The sequence below is a fragment of the Bacillus sp. FSL W8-0116 genome, from assembly GCF_038003825.1.
GTDB classification, from domain to species: domain Bacteria; phylum Bacillota; class Bacilli; order Bacillales; family DSM-4216; genus Bacillus_O; species Bacillus_O smithii.
The window spans coordinates 1,885,472-1,907,036 of record NZ_JBBOPY010000001.1 but is presented as its reverse complement, the minus strand read 5'-3'; the positions used below and the strand labels follow the sequence as shown (position 1 = coordinate 1,907,036).

Sequence of the window (21,565 nt, the reverse complement as noted above, 5' to 3'; positions counted from 1 at the left end):
AAAAGCAGCAAACATGATGTCTACTGCTGCCCTAATACCATATTCCCTGTTGAATCTTCGTAAAATTTTAACTCCACTGTTTCTGTCAACACATCCGCATAGCTGTACGACACTCTTTCAAAAGAGTTTTCGTCTTGATCCAATTCAACGACGAACACAGCTGGATACGTTTCAGCTAATATACCGGATCGCTCGATGGTCTTTCTCCGACCACCATTTGCTCTTAGCAAAAGTCTTTTTCCAAGATTGGAATCAAGTGCTTTTTTAATGTCGGCTAATGTTTTCGGCATTTGCTTCCACCTCACTGTCCTTTATTATAGCACAGCTTGTACATGTGGTCAAATAAATTAATAATTTTATCAACGAAAACCCTTACTGTCAACATTTTTATTTTTTCAAAATATTTCTTTTTTCTACAGTTCTAATATGCCACTTCACTGATGTTTTATGTAAACACCGCTTTAATTTTTTTCATCCAATCGAGTAGGAGGGAGCGATGAACTCCCGTCCTCTCACACCACCGTACGTACGGTTCCGTATACGGCGGTTCAATTAAGATCATTGACGCAAGTCTTTATAACTTCCGTGAATAGCTGTTCTCTTTATGCCAGTGGTCACTCCACCCTCCAAGAGGTCTCCCACGGGATTCACCGCTTCCTCCCTCAAGTGAGGTACTACGTTTTCTGTGTTCATCATGACTCACTGAATACCAAGGGCTATTCTCTCTTAATTGTTCGGTCCTTCTTAGTTGTTCTAGACCAACTAATACTATGACCTCTGCTGACTTCTGACGGTTCAGCTACTTATCACTAAGTAGGTTATGAAGACCGCCAGACCTCCCCGGGTAAGTACATGCACTTTCACACCATCTATCTCATTTACTCGATATGACCTTCGACAGAAAGAGCTTTGTTTTGTTATGCAAACTCACTCCATCATACCTAGCCTTATATGAGGTTCGTGTTCCTCGGTCCGGTGTTTTGCCTCCAGCTTCCTTCAGATTCCGCGTCACCACGGACACCCTTGCTCTTGTCTATCCTCTACTTCTGTCTTCGGGGTTCGGGACTTACACCCTATAGTTCATGTACATGCCGGGCGCACATATAAAAAGCTGTAATGAAACTCCTTTCATTACAGCTTAATCATCTAAATTCCAATGGTACGGCATTCCAGTCCTTAAAACTCCCCTCGTTTCTACACCGCCTAACCCTTTATTTCCAGTTAATGTATTCTTAAGGACATCTAACACATTAACCGATTGATGAAAAGGGGTATAACTGATTTTAGCTACAATATAGACAGGATCCAAGGCATGAATGTTGACTCGAAACGGCGAACTGGCAAAATTGGCGCCGGCCCTAATTAATGATTCAAAATGGGATTGGCAAGCACCCGCAAAAATAATTAACTGATCAAGACTCGGTATTTTTTTTCGAGCTTCCTTTACGGTTTGAACAAAATATTTGGAATTTCGATAAGCATTTAAATCCGATTTTTTCCCTTTTGACTTTGAATAGGAATCATGTCCCGTTATGACAAGAATCTCTGGCCGATGCCGTTCCAAAAGCTCCAACACTTTTACCGGCATATCTTTCTCACTGCAATGTATGCCTTTGACGGGAACTCCAAATTGTCCATAGACAGCCAGACATTTTTTTAAAAAAGCCGGATCTCCGTCTAAATGCAACACTTTTCCAGGTATCTGAAATATATTGGATCCTTCCTCGTTGTAGCCCCCTGTAACTTCATATTCTTGCCTTTCCTTCAGCAAATGGAGGTCTCGTTGAAAAAGCTCAAATGATTGTTTTTCCAGCGTTCTGATTTGGCGAGCCGCTTCCAGCTGTTCTTTTTGTTCGATGACGATCAAATCCTCAATCGGGGCGTCTGCCATTAATCGAAAATCCTCACCGTATAAAATCGCCATCTCTTTTCCGTTTATATTTGTGAAATCGATAACCCGAAACAACAAATCGCATTTGTAAGACTGCCGGCCGACCATATCATTGATTTTGATCCCCATAACCGTCATCTCCACAGGCAAAAATAAATATTTCCTTGCCAGCATATTCAATCGCGGAAGGAAGCGTGTATGAAGGGGACCGCCACAAAATTTGCCTCTTTTACAAGAGTTGGAAATCCAAATGATGAGTTCTCCTTGTTAAGAAAATAACGGATAAAGCAAATTGCTTAAACGAGCAAATTCTTGTATGGATAAAGATTCACCCCGGCGGGAAGGATCAATCTCCGCTTCAGCTAGAATGTTGAGAATTTGTTCTTTTTTTTCTTTGCCATTGGGCATTTGCGAAGTTAAGTTATTGATTAACGTTTTTCTTCTTTGCGCAAAAGCCGCTTTGACGAGAGAAAAGAAGAAAGATTCATTATCCACTTCCACGAGGGGCTTTGTTCGTCTTTTTAAATGAATGACAGCAGAGTCGACATTAGGCTGAGGGATAAAAACGGTTTTAGGTACGACAAACGCTGTCTTTGCTTCCGTATAATATTGTACGGCGATGGATAAAGAGCCGTACTCTTTCGTACCTGGTTGTGCCGAAAGCCGATCAGCGACTTCCTTTTGCATCATAACCACCAGCCCTCTAATCGGCAAACATTCTTCCAATAATTTCATAATAATTGGAGTGGTGACATAATAAGGAAGGTTAGCCACCACCATAATATCGGAATATCCGGAAAGCTCTTCTTTAATAACCTCTTTTACATTCGCTTTCAAAACGTCTTGGTGAATAATTTCTACGTTCTTATAGGGGGAAAGCGTGTCCTTCAAAATAGGCAATAGCCGCTTGTCAATTTCAAATGCCACCACTTTTCCCGCTTTTCGCGCCAAATGCTCGGTTAAAGCGCCAATACCCGGGCCGATTTCAATGGCAGCTGTTTCCTTCGTCAAACCGGCAGCTTCTGTGATCCGATTTAACACATTAGGATCGACGAGAAAGTTTTGCCCTAAACTCTTTTTGAACGCAAAGCCATATTTTTTTAAAATTTCTCTCGTTCTGGACGGTGTAGCAATATCTTTCATCGTTTTTCCTCCTGCAGCACTTCCTCCATGGCATTCAAAAACTGTTCTCTTGTAATTTGAAACATCTTTAGCCTGTTATAAAGCTGTTTTCCGTTTGTGTAGCCTATTTTTAACTTAATTCCTAATTTTTCTCTTCTTTCTCTGGCATTTACTCCACCGATTAATCCGGCAGTGATCAAATCTTCTTTCCTTATTTGCTCTTCTGCTTCTTTTTCCATCCATTGCGCTTCTTTTAACGCTTCCCTGATGCTTTCAGGACTGGCATGTTCGACTCCGATTCCTTTTCCATTCTTCGGCTTCGCTTCGTCCTTTGGCAAAAAAGCATGCTTGCAATTGGGAACCGCTTGAGAAATAATGTGCCTGATCCGCTCGCCGGGATAATCCGGGTCTGTAAAAACAATGACCCCTCTTTTTTCTTGTGCCAGTTTAATCTTTTCGATCGTCTCTTTCGAAACAGCAGATCCGTTTGTCTCAATTGTATCGGCATCAACGGCACGCCGGATCGCCGTTGTATCATCTTTCCCCTCTACAACGATCACTTCTTTTATTTTCATGCATTTCCTCCATAAAAATAATTCTTATCCGCCCAATCCAAAATGAGGCGGGCAAACCAATTTTTCAAAGCTGCGGAAATGAAAATATTCTTAAAAAATCATCTCCGTCAGCCGCTTGAGTACTTTTATCATCCGATGAATACTTGTCTATTATATTTTATATAAATAGAAAAAGCGAGGTTCCCCTCGCTTCATCAAGAATCAATCGATAATCTGAACCTTGACTTGTTTCCGACCCCATTGTGCTGCTACGGATTGGGAAGGCATAAGAATGTCAATCCGGTTGCCTTTGATGGCTCCTCCCGTATCCGCCGCAACGGCATAGCCGTATCCTTCCACATATACCCTTGATCCAAGGGGAATAAGCCCCGGATCGACAGCAATGATTCTCATATTAGGACTGGAATGTATGTTTATGCCTGTCGCCGTAATTCCTGAACAGCCGCTGCAATTGGAGGTATAGGCAGTGGCCGTTACCAAAAGCTCTCTTCCTCTAGTGCCAGCGGTCGACGCTGTTTCAGCCGCAAATTGACCATCTCTCTTTTTCGTGCCTTCCGCAATAATTTTATTTCGACCTTCCACTATCGTCCTTTGCTCTAAAAGTTTTTTAGAGATGAGCCGACCATTTTCATAGACAGACTCATATGTGTTTATTACTGTACCGTTTCGCCCTTCCTGAAGAACCTTTCTCTCTCCTTCCATAAGACTTGAATCTTTTTGGATGGTGATAGCAAATGCTTTAGACTTTTCCACTACATCGGTGATTTTTTTAACTCGAACGATTTTCACGGAGCTGTTTGAATGCAAGTAATCGTCGAATCCAGGCTTTACCTTGTCCCATTTGCCAAAAGTGATCCCCTGTTGTTTTAAAAAATCACCGACAGTAGTCGAAGCAGTCCATACTGTTTTTTTCCTGTTTCCGTCCACTAACGTCACCGGAAACGCCTTATTGATTTTGACATTCATATGATTTTGAAGGGTTTGATTAAACGAAGGAGCCACTTTGTCGAATTTAGAAATGGACAAATGTTCTTCCTTCAGAAAGTCCTTCACCGTATCGGCTGTTGTCCAAACCGTCTTTTTCTTGCCTTCGATCGTAAGATGGATCTGCTTGGATGGCTTCCATTCAATATTCATTCCGTCTTTTATTTTGGTCTGTTTTGAAGGAACTAAATAATCTTTTGGTTTGACAGGCAGCTTGAGTTCTTTCACCACCTCTGCCACGGTGTCGGCCCTTGTTTCAATCGTTTTCTCCCAGTTGTTGATTTTGACCTCAACCGTTTTCTCTGTGCTTTCATAATAAGAATAAGCACTTGTAGATGATAGAAGAACTACTCCAGCTGCCAATAAAAAACTTTTTCTCGACTTAAATCTTGAACGATCCTGTTTAAATTCGTTTACTGTCATTCAAAATAGGCCCCCTTTGTCATCCTTTCCTCAAACAGAGAATCTATCGCTCTGTCCTCTCTCTTTTTCCAACTATTATGCATAGCTGGATAAAAAAATGATAGAAAGACTTATCGACAGGCTTAGTGTATGAATGAAAGGAGGCTTGTAGAACTTTCAAGAAAATCGAAAGTTGACAACAAATTGTAAAGCAATGCGACAAAATTTGCCGTCAGACAATACCGAATAATTTTTGGGCATTTTCCGTCGTTTTCCGGGCTACCTCTTCATAAGGAATGCCCTTTAATTCGGCAATTTGCTCGGCAACGAGTTTTACGAGTGCAGGTTCATTTCGTTTGCCGCGGTAAGGATGCGGAGCTAAATACGGACAATCTGTTTCGATTAATAGTTTTTCTAAAGGAATTTCAGCAGCAACTTCCTTTGGCTTTTTCGCATTTTTAAATGTTACCGTACCGCCCAAAGAAATATAAAAATTCATATTGATACATTCTCGTGCTGTTTCAACGCTGCCGCTGAAGCAGTGCATAATTCCTCCTACTTCATGCGCTCCTTCTTCTTTCAAAATTTCTATAGTGTCTTGTGTCGCTTCTCGAGTATGGATAATAATCGGCAATTTTACTTTTTTGGCTAGTCGAATTTGTTTGCGAAACACTTCTTTTTGAACCTCTTTTGGGGACTTATCCCAATGATAATCCAACCCTATTTCTCCTATTGCTACTACTTTTGGATGAGAGGTCAATTTTTCAATCCACTCCAAATCAGCCTCTGTCATATCGATAGCATCCACCGGGTGCCACCCTATACTGGAGTATAGAAAATCGTATTGATCTACTAGTTTCATCGCTTTTTCAATCGTAGGTCGGTCAAAACCTACCACCACCATCTTTTCGACACCGGCTTCTTTTGCTCTGTCTATCACCTCGTCCAAATCATCGGAAAATTGTTCATCGTTCAAATGAACATGAGTATCAAACAACATCTTTTGCTCTCTCCTTTACTCTACATTGTTTCCTTTCAAAAAAGACATGTCAAATAGATTACAATTTTCCCTTTATGCCAAAAATCCAGAACACGCCCATCATCATAGGTAGTTTTCCTCAAAATACAGAGGAAGATGTGTCGTCTGGTCCTTTGTCCATCCTTTCCTTTTCTTCCATCCATATGACAAAATGATGACAATAGCGGTTCATTTGTCATCAAAATATCATGTATATTTTTCGATTCCTATTTTTTAAAGCATATACCTTTCAATCAAATTCCTTGATCAGCGGTTGAGCGGAAAAAGAAGAATAGCCAAAACGGAAGAATATACATACTGGACAGTTTTACTAATGAATGGATTTAACGTCTAAGAAAAAAGAAACATAGAAGTTTCCGTCGAATCTTGTTTCACGTGAAACATTCTATGTTTCTTAGTCTTATTATTTAACCTTTGCACCGTTTGGAAGATTTTCATCGACGCTCGCCAATGATAATACGCCGTCTTTTTCTCCGGCTAAAATCATTCCTTCTGATAATTCTCCTCTTAATTTAACTGGTTTTAAATTGACTACGCAAATCACTTTTTTACCGATCAACTCTTCCGGCTTATAATATGGAGCGATTCCTGAGATCACTTGGCGCTTATGGTCTCCTAAATCAAGGCGCAGTTTTAACAGCTTATCCGCTTTTTTAACCGGTTCAGCCTCAATGACTTGAGCGACTCTTAAATCAATTTTCATAAAATCATCAATTGAAATTTCTGCAGAAGAGTCATTTGTTTTTTCTTTTTTCACTTCAGCGGGTTGCGAATCGCCTTGCATTTTCGATTTAATAAATTTCACTTCTTCGTCAATATCCAGCCGCGGAAAAATCGGCTCTCCTTTTTCCACTACTTTTGTGCCATCTGGAATGACGCCGAATGTTTCTAAGCTTTCCCAAGATGTAAACTGTTCCGTAGAAAGGTTCAGCTGCTCAAAGATTTTTTTCGGAGCCGTTGTTAAAAATGGCTTAAGCAGAACAGCTACACGACGTAAAGATTCTGCCAAGTGAACCATGACACTGGCCAGCTCTTCGCGTTTATCTTCCTCTTTTGCCAAAATCCAAGGCTGAGTTTCATCAATAAACTTATTCGTTCGACTAATCAGCTGCCATACGACCGTCAATGCAACGGAAAATTCCATGTTTTCCATCGCTTCTTCGTATTTTTCTACCGTTTCCTTATTAGCTTCCAGCAACTGACGTTCATACTCGCTTTCGGATCCTTTATAAGCCGGAATCCGCCCATCAAAATATTTATTGATCATAGCAACTGTCCGATTGAGCAGGTTTCCGAGGTCATTTGCCAAATCATAGTTGATCCGTTCTATAAACCCTTCTGGTGTAAAGACGCCGTCTGATCCAAAAGGAACTTCGCGCAGCAAATAGTAGCGCAGCGCATCAAGTCCGTAACGGTCGATCAATGTTACCGGATCGACAACATTCCCTTTTGATTTAGACATTTTTCCATCTTTCATAAGCAGCCAGCCATGGGCAAATACTTTCTTCGGCAGCGGCAAATCCAGCGCCATTAGTATGATCGGCCAGTAAATAGTATGGAAGCGGACAATTTCTTTTCCGACTAGATGGACATCAGCAGGCCAATATTTTTTGAATTTTGATTCATTTTCGCTTCCGTATCCAATGGCGGTAATATAATTGGTCAAAGCATCAATCCAAACATAAATGACATGCTTTGGATCTCCCGGCACTTTAATCCCCCAATCAAAGGTAGTGCGGGAAACTGCTAGATCTTCCAATCCCGGCTTAATAAAGTTATTAATCATTTCATTTTTTCGGGATTCAGGCTGGATAAAATCAGGATTTTCTTCATAAAACTGCAACAAACGGTCGACATATTTGCTCATTTTGAAGAAATAGGATTCTTCTTTCACTTTTTCAACCGGCCGGCCGCAATCAGGGCATTTACCGTCTACAAGCTGTCTTTCAGTAAAGAAAGATTCACACGGTGTACAATACCAGCCTTCATATTGATCAAGATAAATATCGCCTTGATCTAATAATTTTTTAAATATCTTTTCAACCACTTTTTTATGGCGGTCTTGTGTCGTGCGAATAAAGTCATCATATGAAATGTCGAGTTTTCTCCATAATTCTTGGATGCCGGCAACGATTTCATCGACATATTGTTGAGGGGTAACCCCTTTTTCTTCCGCTTTTCTTTGAATTTTTTGCCCGTGTTCATCCGTCCCCGTTAAAAACATCACGTCATAGCCGCGCATCCTTTTGTAACGTGCCATCGCATCACCGGCTACCGTTGTATAAGCATGCCCAATATGTAAATTTCCGCTTGGATAATAAATTGGCGTTGTCAAATAAAAAGTTTTTTTCATTCATATAACCCCCTTTAACAACATAAAATGTGCACCTTGCCATGAGAGAAGAGGTTGCCTCCTACCGATTGCATTCGAGATCGATAAGGCATCCTGCATAAAAAGCGGGGTCGTCCATCTCTCCCATCAAAATGCTTCATAATCAATCGTCACGATTTTTGCTTGCCGTACGCTGATCTCACAGAAGCTGAAAAAAACCGAAGCGGAAATTCCTAACACGGTAATAGCATCCGATCAGTCCATTCCATTTGCATGAAAAGACCATTTATGCTACATCATTTCCTCTTATAACATCAAAATATACATAATCTGATAAGCTTCTGCAAATAATCGAATCCTCTTTTTATTTTCTCGCATTCTTTCCTTAATGTAAATACAAAGGGACAAAAGTTTTCCATGATTTCGTCCCGAGATTTTAAAAATTCTTAAAAACAGCATTTATCAAATCCCCTTTATTTACAAATGATAGTAGTTACTAGAAGTCTGACATTTATTAGAAAAATTTCATTTTTCTTGTTGACTATTTTTGGCAGCATTGGTATTATTAAAATATAAACAAAATTTGTCGAAATTTGACGAATCAGAGAGAAATATAGAGAACAAAAAATGAAATGAGAGGAGAATTGACAAATGAAATCAACTGGCATTGTTCGTAAAGTTGATGAACTAGGCCGCGTGGTTATTCCTATAGAGCTTCGTCGTACATTAGGCATTGCTGAAAAAGACGCTTTGGAAATTTATGTAGATGATGATAAGATTATTCTAAAAAAATATAAACCGAGCATGACCTGCCAAATCACTGGAGAAGTTTCTGATGACAACGTAAAATTGGCAGGCGGAAAATTAATTTTAAGCCGTGAAGGCGCCGAATTGTTGTTAAAAGAAATCGAAGAAGCTTTTCACCTGTCCGCAGCGAATAAATAATTTTTGTTAGAAAATGCAAAGAGGCCGTATCGACACTGGATTATGCCGATACAGCCTCTTTTATTTTGCCTGATTCGCTTCCTATTTTTATGTATTATGATACATTTGGTATACTTCCCGCTTTGGCATATTTCTGTCTTTTGCCGTTTGTTTCACCGCTTCTTTTGCATCCATTTTCTTTGCGTCAATGTAAAAATTGACATGATCCACAATCGACAGCGACTCCCACCATTTTTCCCCTGTTTCAGCCTCTTGTTCTTTTGCCCCTTCTAAAATTAGACAAAATTCTCCCATGACTTTTTCGTTTTCTACCCAATTCAACGCTGCTTTTATGTCTCCGCGCAAAAATTCTTCAAATTTTTTGGTCAACTCTCTGCATAATGTAATGGGACGGTTGCCAAGAATATCAAGCATGTATTCCAACGTTTCTTTAAGACGATGTGGAGATTCATACAAAATAATCGTATCCGTGATATTTTTTAACCTGTTCAGCTCTTCTTTTTTTTCTTTTTTTTGCCGGCTCAGAAACCCAAAAAAATAAAACGGCTGTGTTGGAAGCCCTGAAGCAATTAATGCAGTAAGAGCAGCATTGGCGCCGGGCAGCGGCACAACAGGAATCTTTTCAGCAACGGCTGCTCTTACCAGTTCATACCCCGGATCGGATATCGTTGGCATACCGGCATCGCTCACTAATGCAACTTGCTCTCCTTGTTTTAACCGTTCTATGATTTGGCGTCCGCTCGCTTCTTTATTATGTTCGTGGTAGCTCATGAGAGGAGTGTGGATGTCATAATAATGACAAAGTTTTCTTGTATTCCTTGTATCTTCGGCAGCAATGACGCTGCTTTCTTTTAAAATGCGAAGCGCCCGAAACGTAATGTCTTCCAAATTGCCGATTGGCGTCGGCACTAAATAAAGAATTCCCCGATTCTCTTGTTCGACATAACTGCGTTGTTTACTGATCATCTCGATCACCTGCCAGCCCCAAAAACTTTTCCTTTTGTTTTCTCGTCAACTTCTTAAAACGATATTCCGCCCTCAACGCTTCTCCTTTTGTCTCAAAAGCTTCCGTATAAATAAGCTTAACCGGACCTTTGCTTCTCGTATATTTTGCCCCTTTTCCGTCGTTGTGCTGGCGAACTCTTCTTTGAACGTCCGTCGTATACCCGCCGTAAAACGAACCATCGCCGCATTTTAAAACGTAAAAATAATGTTCACTTGCTTTCTCCATATAAAATCTTCCTAACTTCTTCCGTATATTCATTATTTTCGCGATAAACCGTCAAAGGCGGCAAAATTTTCATTCCCGGTTTTCCGTCCTTAATCGCCTCAAGCAAAATGGTATTCGCATCTTTTCCCGGTTTAGGATAGACAAATTGCAATCGTTTCGGCTCCAATCGATACTTGCGCATAGCTGTCACCAAATCGAGCAGCCTTTCAGGCCGATGGACAAAAGCTGCTTTTCCGCCTTGTTTCAAAAGCTCGCTGCTCGCCTTCACACAGTCATCAAGCGTGCACATAATTTCATGGCGGGCAATGGCGAAATGTTCATTGAGGTTCGTTTCCCCAGTAGGAGGAGTTGAAAAATAAGGAGGATTGCAAGTGACAACATCATGTTTTTCATATCCAAGCACTCGAGGAGCATCTTTTAAATCGCCGTGCACCATTTGAATTTGATGTTCCAGGTGGTTGTATTCAATGCTTCGCACCGCCATGTCGTATAACTTTTCTTGAATTTCGACACCGACGATCGTTCCTTTCGTCCGCTTGCTTAACAACAGAGGAACAACTCCATTCCCCGAACATAAATCAACCAAACTTCCTTTTTGAATGGGAACGTATACGAAGCGGGCAAGCAACACAGCATCAAGGGAAAAGGCAAACACATTTGGACTCTGGATGATCCGCATATCCTCAGCAAGCAAAAAGTCCAAGCGTTCGTCCTCTTTTAACATCAATGAAAAACCTCCGCTTCCAAGTAGTATCTCAAATAAACTCATATTCCAAAACAGAAAGCCACACGATCATCTCCACAAAAAAAGAAAACAGCACCAATCGAATGCCGTTCTAACGTCTTATTTTATCGGGGGATGAAATCCAAATGGAAAGATCACTGACCGTTAAATTTTTGAGAGCATCGCTTATTTCAATTGTTAAAACTTATTAAATCAATGCTGCCATGCAAAGCTTAAATCGACATTCATCTTTGGAAAAATTCCTCAGAGGAAATTCGCTTCTTTATATATTGGCAGTCTGTCCCCATTATACTGGTTATAAAAGACAACGTACAACGAAAGCTTTGATTTATTTTTTATTCAAAAAGGATAAACAAAATAAACAATCTTCATTTTGACGAGGGCTTCCAAAGTGGACGTTGCAAATATGAAAACCTTCGTGATAAAGTCGGGCAAGGTTATCGTACCCTTCCCCGATATCCATTGTTTTGGGAGAAAAACGGCTGTTTTTTTCAGACGATGCGGTTTGTTCACCAGAGTTCTCCATTTGCTCCAGTCTCCGGCGCAAATGTTCATTTTCCAGTTTAAGGGAATTGTTTTCCTCCAATAACTCTGCCAGTTTTTGTTTCAATTCCCCCAGTTGTTGATACAAATTTCCGATTTGAATTTCCATATGGCTGACTGAATCAAAGAACTCTTTTTTATCCACTGGTTCCACCTCAATTACTCTGTGGCTTGCGATGAAAAGGCACCTTCATTAAAAATTTCTTCCAAAGTAAACTCCAACACCCGATCGTGTTCAGCCAGCTCTACTTGAAGCACCCGTTCCAAAATGTTTAGTCCCACTACTTTGCCGACTCCACGTGGCGTCTTAATGACTTCCCCCAAGTCAGGGAGTTCTTCTTTCGCCGTTTCGTACTCATCATTTTCATATTTTAGGCAGCACATCAACCGTCCGCACAAACCGGAAATTTTTGTTGGATTTAAAGAAAGATTTTGATCTTTTGCCATTTTAATGGACACCGGTTCAAAATCTCCTAAAAATGTGGAACAGCAAAGCATTCTTCCACACGGCCCGATCCCGCCCAGCATCTTGGCCTCGTCCCGAACTCCAATTTGCCGAAGCTCGATTCTCGTCCGGAACACTGCCGCTAAATCTTTTACTAGTTCACGAAAGTCCACTCTGCCGTCAGCCGTAAAATAAAAAATCACTTTATTGCGGTCAAACGTATATTCTACATCGACCAGCTTCATTTCCAGCTGATGATCCATAATTTTTTCATTACAAATATGGTACGCTTCCTGTGCAGCTTTTTTATTTTCTTCCACAATATGATGATCTTTTTCATCCGCCGGCCGAATGACTTTTTTCAACGGCAGAACAACGTCATTTTCATCCACCGTTTTGCGGCCTACTACCACATGGCCATATTCGATCCCTCTAACCGTCTCTACAATAACCGGGTCTCCTTTTTCAATCGAAAAATCGCCCGGATCAAAATAATATATTTTGCCCGCTTTTTTAAATCGGACACCTACTACATCATACAAAGGTGAACCCTCCCTGTAATTTTAGCACAAGCTGTTCCATTAACAGCTGAGAATTCATATTGGCTTGCAGCTTGCGCTTCGCCTCAAAAATGGCTTCCATACATTCCGTAAGACGCTTGATCGATAGTTGAAGGGACCTGCTTTCAAAATGTGCACGTTGATCAGGATAGGCTAAATGGTCACTTTTGCCTATTTGGATGGATAATAAATCTCTATATATAAGGAGCAATAAATCCAAGGCTCTTTCTATCTGCTGCTTATCTTTAAAATGTTGATGAAACTCTTCTTGAAGTTTGATCATGGCTTCTAGAGGTTGTTTATTAAGCGCTTCATATAATTTTAACACTATTTTACGCGCTTGCGCAAACCACTCATCTGCGCTCAACTCCAGCGCATCTTGAAGGTTATTCGTAAGACGAGCGGCTAAAGCAGCCATATTGGCACCTACCTGCTCTTCCCTCAGACGAGTTTCAAGATAATCAACCGGCAATGGTTTAAACGTAATCGTTTGACAGCGGGATATAATGGTTGGAAGTACTCGATGATACTGTTCAGTCAACAAAATGGCAGTTGTTCCCGGATGAGGTTCTTCCAAAAATTTCAATAAACTGTTCGCGGCACTTGTCGTCATTCGATCTGCATGTTCGATTATATAAATCTTGCGTTTTGATTCTACCGCCGTTTTGGCAAATTCCCTTTGCAGTGCTTCAATTTGCTGTTTCTTAATCGATAAACTGTCCGTTTCTGTTTCAATCAAATGAAGATCAGGATGGTTGCCATTTTCAATTCTGCGGCAATGGCTGCATTGTCCGCAAGGCGTATAATCAGGAAGAGGCTGTTCACATAATAGGCTTTTGGCCAAAAATAGGGCAGCTTGTTTTTTGCCGGTCCCTTTTTCTCCTTCAAAAAGGTAAGCGTGGGCTATGCGTTCTTTTTTCAAACTATTGTGCAGCATATTGGCTGCCTGTGGCTGTATGTTTTTCCACTCATCCCAATTTTTTAACAACACTAATCCCTTCCTACGCATATAAATTGATAAGCAAGCCTTTAATTTCCCCTATTTTGCCCAAAATATCAATCGTCAACTTTTCTTTATTCACTAGATCCTCGGCCAATTCTACTAATTTTTCATCTATCGTCTTGACTACTTTCAGCTGCCTGCCTTCGCCGTATAAGTTCCAGGAATGTGAACTGCTCAACTCCATTCCATAATCGACTGTTTCCTTTATAAATTTTTTAATTAACGTTTTATATTTTACTAAATCTTGAAGATTTCTGGATTTAGCCAACCGTTCTCCAGCTTCATCAATATTGGCCATTAGCTGTTTGAGCTGCTCATCTTTTAATTTTTGATCATATTGTTGTACCAGATTTGAAAACTGGCCATGAACAGCTGGTGTTCTCTTTATGTCTCCTCGAAAATTTTCCGCTCCGATCCGAAGATCTTGGTTTATTTTCATCCTGTACAACCTCCGTTCAAATTGATGAAACTCATCTGCCGAAAAGGATATAACAGGAAAGCGCAATTAATGAATGGCTTTTCCGATTTTCATCAGCTAAAGCAAGTTTCATCAAGAGGCCTCTTTAAAAAGCATTTTCTTTTATTATACTTGATCATGCTTGTAGAATAAACGAACAGAGAGAAAAGATACAAACGCGGAGAATGGGGATGCGCTTGCTGGAAAAAGCAGAAAATCTTTGAAAACCAAACCGTATTGGAACGACCGAAAGGGACCAACATACCGTGTTAGGCCGCCTTTCCGTTCCATTGAACTTTTGAGTATAAAGAATCAGCAAGAAACGCTGGAAATTTTGAGAAATGTGGGGGGAGATTCTCAACGATTGAGGAGAAACTTCAGAACCGTTTTCCAGCTGTCTTGAAACACTGATTCAATTGGCTGTTCAGCATTAATTTTGACCATTCTTTCCGGAAACTGATCAAGCAACTGCCAATATCCTTTTCTCACTCTCTGATGGAAATCGAGCGTTTCAAGATCAAGCCGATTCACTTCTCTCCCTTTGTTCTGTTGAATTCGACGCAAACCAATTTCAGGAGAAATGTCGAAGTATAGCGTTAAATGGGGCATGGCATCATCTACGGCAAATTCATTGATTTTATATACTTCCTCTACGCCAAGCCCTCTGGCATACCCTTGATAGGCAAGAGAACTGTCAATAAATCGATCGCATACTACAATGGTTCCTTCTTCCAGCGCTGGAATCACCTTCTCTACCAAGTGCTGACGTCTGGCCGCTGCATAAAGAAGCGCTTCTGTACGGCCATCCATTGCAGTATTTTGGCTATTTAAAAGAATTTGTCGAATTTGTTCAGAAATGGAAATGCCTCCTGGCTCTCTTGTGTACATAGCCTGGTAGCCTTCTCGTTTTAAATTTTCTACGATCCTTTGGGCGATCGTCGTTTTTCCGGCGCCTTCAGGACCTTCCACCGTAATAAAAATACCATTATTTATCATCTTTCGAACCTCCGGATTCTTATGCCTCCAAACACGTACTTAAGTATACCTGATCGAACCGGAAAACAGGAAGGTATCGTACCGCGTTTATTTTTCCAGTTGATCCAACCAAAACGATCTCAATAGTGAGATGAATCACGCTTTTCAAAGGGCTTCATGATGTTAATTTATAAAAAACAAAAGCTTCTCTACAGGAACTCTAATTTGTAGACGAAGCTTTTTCAACATAAATATCGTCCTTTCTATTCTACTGGTTTTCATATGTTAGGAAAATAGCAAAAGATAAGGAAAACCGAAAAGAAATTTAGCTTTCACTAAGAAAAGGATTTGCCGCCATGTTTTCTCACTAATATACAGCGATGAATCCCTCATTCAGCTGATGATCTCCTTGTATATGAGCACCTCTTGCTACTAATTCTTCAATAAAATCGATTTTTTCCTTCGTCACTCTTTCTCCCATCATTAAGAGCGGTATCCCCGGTGGATAAGGAATGATCATGGCGGCGGATATGCTTCCTTCCGCTTCGGAAAGCTTTACCCACCTCTTATCTTTTTCCTTCCAATTTTCGAAAGAAACGGGAACAGATGATACTTTAGAATGGGAAAGTGCCGGCAACTCCACAGGTCGTACATTTCGTTCTGTTATTGTCACTCTGGCGATTGCTTCTTTTGCTTGCTGATAAAAAATACGATTTCCTTCCTTAAGTAATGGCAGCGTAAAAAGAACTTGATAAGGATCGGCCAGTTCAGGAAAAACTCCTGCTGTTTCAATATCCTTTTTCAGCTGAAAACCATCGCTGTTTGGACTCCGCACTATTAGCTTCAATGGATCATACGGGAACTCAGACACCGCTACTTGCAAGTCCTTTTCTTTTTGAAGCCATTCCACAAAACGCTCTCTTTCCTCCAACGTAAAAGCCACATCTTCTTCCTTTATCAATGCTAAATACTGTCTGGCAGCATCTAAGGAAGCCATAATCGGATAAGAGGGACTGCTCGATTGAAAAAGCGATAAGTAGAATTCCACTTTTTCTAACGAAGGTCTCTCCGTGCCGACATGAAAAAAAGAACCCATTGTCATCGCCGGAAGCATTTTATGCGCCGATTGAACGACCATATCTGCTCCCATGCTCAAAGCCGATGGAGGAAATGGATCCCCGAGAACGAGATGAGGCCCGTGAGCTTCATCGACCAATACGATACAATCCTTTTGATGGGCATAATCGATCAGTTCCTTGATCGGGTAAGATACGCCGTAATAGCTGGGATAGATAAGAATCAGTCCTTTGGCATTTGGAAACCGCTCCAATGCAAGCTTCAATGTATCCAAAGAAACACCTGCAGGGCTTTTTGTTTTTTCATCATATTCCGGCTCCAGAAAAACAGGGCGAATGTTGGCCAGCATCAATCCGTGGATGATGGATTTATGGCAGTTTCTTTGTACCAATACAATATCCTCTTTCTGAAAAGAACTGGAAATCATGGCAAGGTTGCCGGCGGTGCTTCCGTTTACTAAAAAATAGCTTTTCTTAGAACCGTATAGTTTGGTTAAAAGAGTCTGAGCCTCCAGGATCGCTCCTTCGGGAGAATGAAAATCGTCAAGGCCGGTAATTTCGGTAGCATCATAAGATAAAATCGTCCGAAAATCGTCTGGAATCTCTCCTATTACTGTTCCAAATTTATGACCGGGTACATGAAAAGAAACAGGCCGTTTTTGTTGATGTTTGATTAACGCATCTATAATAGGCATTTTTTCTTGTTCCATCTTGTCTTTTTGTCCTTTCTTGTTTTCTACTCATCATTATACAAAAAGACCCCGTGCAAAAAATCAACCACGGGATTCCGAAATATTTGAAATAATCCATCTTAAAATAGCAAATTGGTATATCGACCGTTCCACTCTATTGGACTAGCCGGCGATAGAAAGAACACTTGCTGCTGAAAAATTGATTCCAATCCTCATACTATAAACAGAATGTTATTTTCAATGAAAATAGCAACATAACAGTACTTATGAATAGACATTGGATGATTTTATTTTTTTTAATTTTTGTACATAGTAGGAGTAATCCGAATGTGTCGTTTCAATAGAAGTCATCTTTTTTTCGCAATCCGTACAAATAAAAGACTCCAATACATGAATGCCTTCCGTTTTTTGATTTTCGCAAATGATACAAATCTCCCCGCTGTCTCTCTGATTCTTCATTTCATCTACCTCCCCTTCTCTATCATTCTGCCCATTTTCTCCCTTTTTATACGAAAATAGAATATATTTCCTTGTGGATCACTTTCGCATTATGCAATCGTTCTGATAAAGCATATCTAGCGATGGTCTTTTTTATAGTGAAAGGAACTGGGCGACCAAGGGTCATCATTTTTTCAAACCTTAGCGTTTTAATCCAAAGAATCGCGCCGCTTCCATTTGCTTTTTTGGGACGGAATTTAAACCTTCTAGGACTATTTGTTGTCATTGTTGTTGATTCAAACACAGTTAAAGTCTCTCTACTTTAAGAGAACAGCTTTTATTTCTAACAACACCTTTATAGAAAAGCGTTCAAGAAAAAAGAGACTTTGATCTTCTAAGAAAGATTGTTTTGACGAAAGATCACTAATTAGACGAAGTAGATTTTTTCAGAAATGATGTCCCTTTCATTCATTAAAATAAGAAAAGAATCTTAACAGCCATCCGTTAAAGCACACCATAACAAGCCAAAACTGAATATCGCTTCTTTCAAACAAAAAAGGACTCGTTCAACAGGGATCTGTTCAACAAGTCCTTCTCTATTGCCTGGCAGCGTCCTACTCTCGCAAGGGGAAACCCCTCACTACCATCGGCGCTGAAGAGCTTAACTTCCGTGTTCGGGATGGGAACGGGTGTGACCTCTTCGCCATCGCCACCAGACGGTATGCAGTTGTCGGAACGATTGTTCCTTCAAAACTAGATAGAAGAAGCAGTTTCACCGATTTCGCGCTTTCTTTTGGTTAAGTCCTCGATCGATTAGTATCCGTCAGCTCCACGTGTCACCACGCTTCCACCTCGGACCTATCTACCTGATCATCTTTCAGGGATCTTACTTTCCGAAGAAATGGGAAATCTCATCTTGAGGGGGGCTTCATGCTTAGATGCTTTCAGCACTTATCCCTTCCGCACATAGCTACCCAGCGATGCCTCTGGCGAGACAACTGGTACACCAGCGGTGCGTCCATCCCGGTCCTCTCGTACTAAGGACAGCTCCTCTCAAATTTCCTGCGCCCGCGACGGATAGGGACCGAACTGTCTCACGACGTTCTGAACCCAGCTCGCGTACCGCTTTAATGGGCGAACAGCCCAACCCTTGGGACCGACTACAGCCCCAGGATGCGATGAGCCGACATCGAGGTGCCAAACCTCCCCGTCGATGTGGACTCTTGGGGGAGATAAGCCTGTTATCCCCGGGGTAGCTTTTATCCGTTGAGCGATGGCCCTTCCATACGGAACCACCGGATCACTAAGCCCGACTTTCGTCCCTGCTCGACTTGTAGGTCTCGCAGTCAAGCTCCCTTCTGCCTTTGCACTCTGCGAATGATTTCCAACCATTCTGAGGGAACCTTTGGGCGCCTCCGTTACCTTTTAGGAGGCGACCGCCCCAGTCAAACTGCCCACCTGACACTGTCTCCCACCCCGATCAGGGGTGCGGGTTAGAATTTCAGTACAGCCAGGGTAGTATCCCACCGGCGCCTCCACCGAAGCTGGCGCTCCGGTTTCTAAGGCTCCTACCTATCCTGTACAAGCTGTACCAAAATTCAATATCAGGCTGCAGTAAAGCTCCACGGGGTCTTTCCGTCCTGTCGCGGGTAACCTGCATCTTCACAGGTACTATAATTTCACCGAGTCTCTCGTTGAGACAGTGCCCAGATCGTTACGCCTTTCGTGCGGGTCAGAACTTACCTGACAAGGAATTTCGCTACCTTAGGACCGTTATAGTTACGGCCGCCGTTTACTGGGGCTTCGGTTCGCACCTTCAAGCAAAGCTTTAAGCGCTCCCCTTAACCTTCCAGCACCGGGCAGGCGTCAGCCCCTATACTTCGCCTTACGGCTTCGCAGAGACCTGTGTTTTTGCTAAACAGTCGCCTGGGCCTATTCACTGCGGCTTCTCGGGGCTATGCACCCCAAAAAGCACCCCTTCTCCCGAAGTTACGGGGTCATTTTGCCGAGTTCCTTAACGAGAGTTCTCTCGCACACCTTAGGATTCTCTCCTCGCCTACCTGTGTCGGTTTGCGGTACGGGCACCTTTTTCCTCGCTAGAGGCTTTTCTTGGCAGTGTGGAATCAGGAACTTCGGTACTATATTTCCCTCGCCGTCACAGCTTGAGGTGAGTGGCAACGGGATTTGCCTCGCTGCCCCTCTCACTGCTTGGACGCACATCCAACCGTGCGCTTACCCTATCCTCCTGCGTCCCCCCATCGCTCAAACGGAAAAGAGGTGGTACAGGAATATCAACCTGTTGTCCATCGCCTACGCCTGTCGGCCTCGGCTTAGGTCCCGACTAACCCTGAGAGGACGAGCCTTCCTCAGGAAACCTTAGGCATTCGGTGGAAGGGATTCTCACCCTTCTTTCGCTACTCATACCGGCATTCTCACTTCTAAGCGCTCCACCAGTCCTTCCGGTCTGGCTTCTCTGCCCTTAGAACGCTCTCCTACCGCGGACACCCGAAGGTGTCCACCCGCAGCTTCGGTGATACGTTTAGCCCCGGTACATTTTCGGCGCAGAATCACTCGACCAGTGAGCTATTACGCACTCTTTAAATGGTGGCTGCTTCTAAGCCAACATCCTGGTTGTCTAAGCAATTCCACATCCTTTTCCACTTAACGTATACTTTGGGACCTTAGCTGGCGGTCTGGGCTGTTTCCCTTTTGACCACGGATCTTATCACTCGCAGTCTGACTCCCAAGGATAAGTCACTGGCATTCGGAGTTTGTCTGAATTCGGTAACCCGATGAGGGCCCCTAGTCCAAACAGTGCTCTACCTCCAAGACTCTTCCCTTGAGGCTAGCCCTAAAGCTATTTCGGAGAGAACCAGCTATCTCCAAGTTCGATTGGAATTTCACCCCTACCCACACCTCATCCCCGCACTTTTCAACGTGCGTGGGTTCGGGCCTCCAGTAAGTGTTACCTCACCTTCACCCTGGACATGGGTAGATCACCTGGTTTCGGGTCTGCGACCCCATACTCATGCGCCCTGTTCAGACTCGCTTTCGCTGCGGCTCCGTCTTTTCGACTTAACCTCGCATGAGATCGCAACTCGCCGGTTCATTCTACAAAAGGCACGCCATCACCCGTAAACGGGCTCTGACTACTTGTAGGCACACGGTTTCAGGTTCTCTTTCACTCCCCTCCCGGGGTGCTTTTCACCTTTCCCTCACGGTACTGGTTCACTATCGGTCACTAGGGAGTATTTAGCCTTGGGAGATGGTCCTCCCAGCTTCCGACGGGATTCCTCGTGTCCCGCCGTACTCAGGATCCACCAGGGAGGGAACGAAGTTTCGACTACAGGGTTGTTACCTTCTCTGACGGGCCTTTCCAGACCTCTTCGTCTACCTCGTTCCTTTGTGACTCCACCATTGGTGTCCTACAACCCCAGAAGGCAAGCCTTCTGGTTTGGGCTGTTCCCGTTTCGCTCGCCGCTACTCAGGGAATCGCTGTTGCTTTCTCTTCCTCCGGGTACTTAGATGTTTCAGTTCCCCGGGTTGCCTTCCTTACCCTATGGATTCAGGCAAGGATGCTGCCCCATTACGGGCAGCGGGTTTCCCCATTCGGAAATCTCCGGATCAACGCTTACGTACAGCTCCCCGGAGCTTTTCGGAGTTAGTCCCGTCCTTCATCGGCTCCTAGTGCCAAGGCATCCACCGTGCGCCCTTTCTAACTTAACCATGTTGGTTTTATCCTAGATGGCGATACTCGGTTTATGCTGCTTCTTTCTTCTATCTAGTTTTCAAGGAACAATCAGATTTGGTGGAGCCTAGCGGGATCGAACCGCTGACCTCCTGCGTGCAAAGCAGGCGCTCTCCCAGCTGAGCTAAGGCCCCTTCATTTCTATTGGCTTTTCACATGGTGGGCCTGAATGGACTTGAACCATCGACCTCACGCTTATCAGGCGTGCGCTCTAACCAGCTGAGCTACAGGCCCCCACCAGGAAGGATTGATCCTTCAAAACTGAACAAAACGAAAGCGTACAATTGATATCTGTCCAGCTCCGGCTCCTAGGTGCTCGAGGTCACAATCCATCTTGCTGCGGTGGTTGAAATACTACCTCC

Annotated in this window: 18 protein-coding genes, 2 tRNA genes and 2 rRNA genes; 1 reads left to right on the top strand and 21 read right to left on the bottom strand. The window is 42.6% G+C overall.

Translation table 11 applies throughout. The features are described 5' to 3' along the window. Positions 1 to 20: 20 nt before the first annotated feature. From veg to metG, 7 genes are all read right to left on the bottom strand, one after another. A complete protein-coding gene (gene veg / locus N1I86_RS08990) occupies positions 21 to 290 on the bottom strand; it encodes a biofilm formation stimulator Veg (protein ID WP_003352319.1) in 270 nt (89 codons plus the stop codon). A gap of 848 nt (positions 291 to 1,138) precedes the next feature. Continuing rightward, positions 1,139 to 2,020 (bottom strand): sporulation peptidase YabG, encoded by an 882-nt coding sequence (gene yabG, locus N1I86_RS08985; protein ID WP_003352320.1) that lies wholly within the window; start codon positions 2,018 to 2,020, stop codon positions 1,139 to 1,141. 138 nt (positions 2,021 to 2,158) lie between these two features. Continuing rightward, entirely contained in the window at positions 2,159 to 3,034 is an 876-nt protein-coding gene (gene rsmA, locus N1I86_RS08980; protein WP_003352322.1) for a 16S rRNA (adenine(1518)-N(6)/adenine(1519)-N(6))-dimethyltransferase RsmA, read from the bottom strand. After that, positions 3,031 to 3,588, bottom strand: a complete 558-nt coding sequence (rnmV, locus tag N1I86_RS08975) for a ribonuclease M5 (protein ID WP_341095975.1) — start codon at positions 3,586 to 3,588, stop codon at positions 3,031 to 3,033. Before rnmV ends, rsmA begins: the two co-directional genes overlap by 4 nt. A 201-nt stretch (positions 3,589 to 3,789) precedes the next feature. Beyond that, complete coding sequence (locus N1I86_RS08970) at positions 3,790 to 4,995, bottom strand: G5 and 3D domain-containing protein (RefSeq protein WP_003352324.1); 1,206 nt, start codon at positions 4,993 to 4,995, stop codon at positions 3,790 to 3,792. Between the two features lie 211 nt (positions 4,996 to 5,206). After that, positions 5,207 to 5,974, bottom strand: a complete 768-nt coding sequence (locus tag N1I86_RS08965) for a TatD family hydrolase (RefSeq protein ID WP_003352325.1) — start codon at positions 5,972 to 5,974, stop codon at positions 5,207 to 5,209. A 442-nt stretch (positions 5,975 to 6,416) separates the two neighbouring features. Beyond that, the gene (gene metG / locus N1I86_RS08960) at positions 6,417 to 8,366 is read right to left on the bottom strand and encodes a methionine--tRNA ligase (protein ID WP_003352326.1); all 1,950 of its coding nucleotides are present in this window, start codon (positions 8,364 to 8,366) and stop codon (positions 6,417 to 6,419) included. A 630-nt stretch (positions 8,367 to 8,996) separates the two neighbouring features. Between metG and N1I86_RS08955 the strand changes: the two genes are divergently transcribed. After that, positions 8,997 to 9,290, top strand: coding sequence for an AbrB/MazE/SpoVT family DNA-binding domain-containing protein (locus N1I86_RS08955; RefSeq protein ID WP_003352328.1), 294 nt, complete (start codon positions 8,997 to 8,999; stop codon positions 9,288 to 9,290). A gap of 87 nt (positions 9,291 to 9,377) precedes the next feature. Here N1I86_RS08955 and rsmI read toward each other — a convergent pair whose 3' ends face one another. The 14 genes from rsmI to N1I86_RS08885 form a co-directional block, all read right to left on the bottom strand. After that, positions 9,378 to 10,256, bottom strand: a complete 879-nt coding sequence (gene rsmI / locus N1I86_RS08950) for a 16S rRNA (cytidine(1402)-2'-O)-methyltransferase (protein WP_048622327.1) — start codon at positions 10,254 to 10,256, stop codon at positions 9,378 to 9,380. Beyond that, positions 10,246 to 10,521 carry a GIY-YIG nuclease family protein gene (locus N1I86_RS08945; protein ID WP_048622326.1) on the bottom strand — a complete coding sequence of 92 codons (276 nt, stop codon included), beginning with the start codon at positions 10,519 to 10,521 and terminating at the stop codon, positions 10,246 to 10,248. Before N1I86_RS08945 ends, rsmI begins: the two co-directional genes overlap by 11 nt. After that, positions 10,505 to 11,245, bottom strand: a complete 741-nt coding sequence (locus N1I86_RS08940; RefSeq protein WP_003352332.1) for a tRNA1(Val) (adenine(37)-N6)-methyltransferase — start codon at positions 11,243 to 11,245, stop codon at positions 10,505 to 10,507. The genes N1I86_RS08945 and N1I86_RS08940 overlap by 17 nt, the downstream gene beginning before the upstream one ends. A gap of 349 nt (positions 11,246 to 11,594) precedes the next feature. After that, positions 11,595 to 11,954: a DNA replication initiation control protein YabA gene (gene yabA / locus N1I86_RS08935; RefSeq protein ID WP_003352334.1), complete on the bottom strand. Its 360-nt coding sequence runs from the start codon at positions 11,952 to 11,954 to the stop codon at positions 11,595 to 11,597. Between the two features lie 14 nt (positions 11,955 to 11,968). Further along, positions 11,969 to 12,796 (bottom strand): PSP1 domain-containing protein, encoded by an 828-nt coding sequence (locus N1I86_RS08930; RefSeq protein ID WP_003352335.1) that lies wholly within the window; start codon positions 12,794 to 12,796, stop codon positions 11,969 to 11,971. Next, entirely contained in the window at positions 12,789 to 13,802 is a 1,014-nt protein-coding gene (holB, locus tag N1I86_RS08925) for a DNA polymerase III subunit delta' (protein ID WP_315968599.1), read from the bottom strand. Before holB ends, N1I86_RS08930 begins: the two co-directional genes overlap by 8 nt. A 13-nt stretch (positions 13,803 to 13,815) precedes the next feature. Next, a complete protein-coding gene (locus N1I86_RS08920; protein ID WP_003352337.1) occupies positions 13,816 to 14,256 on the bottom strand; it encodes a YaaR family protein in 441 nt (146 codons plus the stop codon). Positions 14,257 to 14,631: 375 nt separating this feature from the next. Next, a complete protein-coding gene (tmk, locus tag N1I86_RS08915) occupies positions 14,632 to 15,267 on the bottom strand; it encodes a dTMP kinase (protein WP_341097302.1) in 636 nt (211 codons plus the stop codon). 349 nt (positions 15,268 to 15,616) lie between these two features. After that, a complete protein-coding gene (locus tag N1I86_RS08910; RefSeq protein WP_341095969.1) occupies positions 15,617 to 17,035 on the bottom strand; it encodes an aminotransferase class I/II-fold pyridoxal phosphate-dependent enzyme in 1,419 nt (472 codons plus the stop codon). Between the two features lie 246 nt (positions 17,036 to 17,281). Further along, on the bottom strand, positions 17,282 to 17,476 hold the full coding sequence (locus tag N1I86_RS08905) for a sigma factor G inhibitor Gin (RefSeq protein ID WP_327805821.1): 195 nt from the start codon (positions 17,474 to 17,476) through the stop codon (positions 17,282 to 17,284). Between the two features lie 580 nt (positions 17,477 to 18,056). Then, positions 18,057 to 18,172: ribosomal RNA gene (gene rrf, locus N1I86_RS08900) — 5S ribosomal RNA — on the bottom strand. Between the two features lie 76 nt (positions 18,173 to 18,248). Beyond that, positions 18,249 to 21,181 (bottom strand): 23S ribosomal RNA (locus tag N1I86_RS08895). Positions 21,182 to 21,261: 80 nt separating this feature from the next. Next, a tRNA-Ala gene (locus tag N1I86_RS08890) sits at positions 21,262 to 21,337 on the bottom strand. A gap of 23 nt (positions 21,338 to 21,360) precedes the next feature. Further along, a tRNA-Ile gene (locus tag N1I86_RS08885) sits at positions 21,361 to 21,437 on the bottom strand. Positions 21,438 to 21,565: the final 128 nt, after the last annotated feature.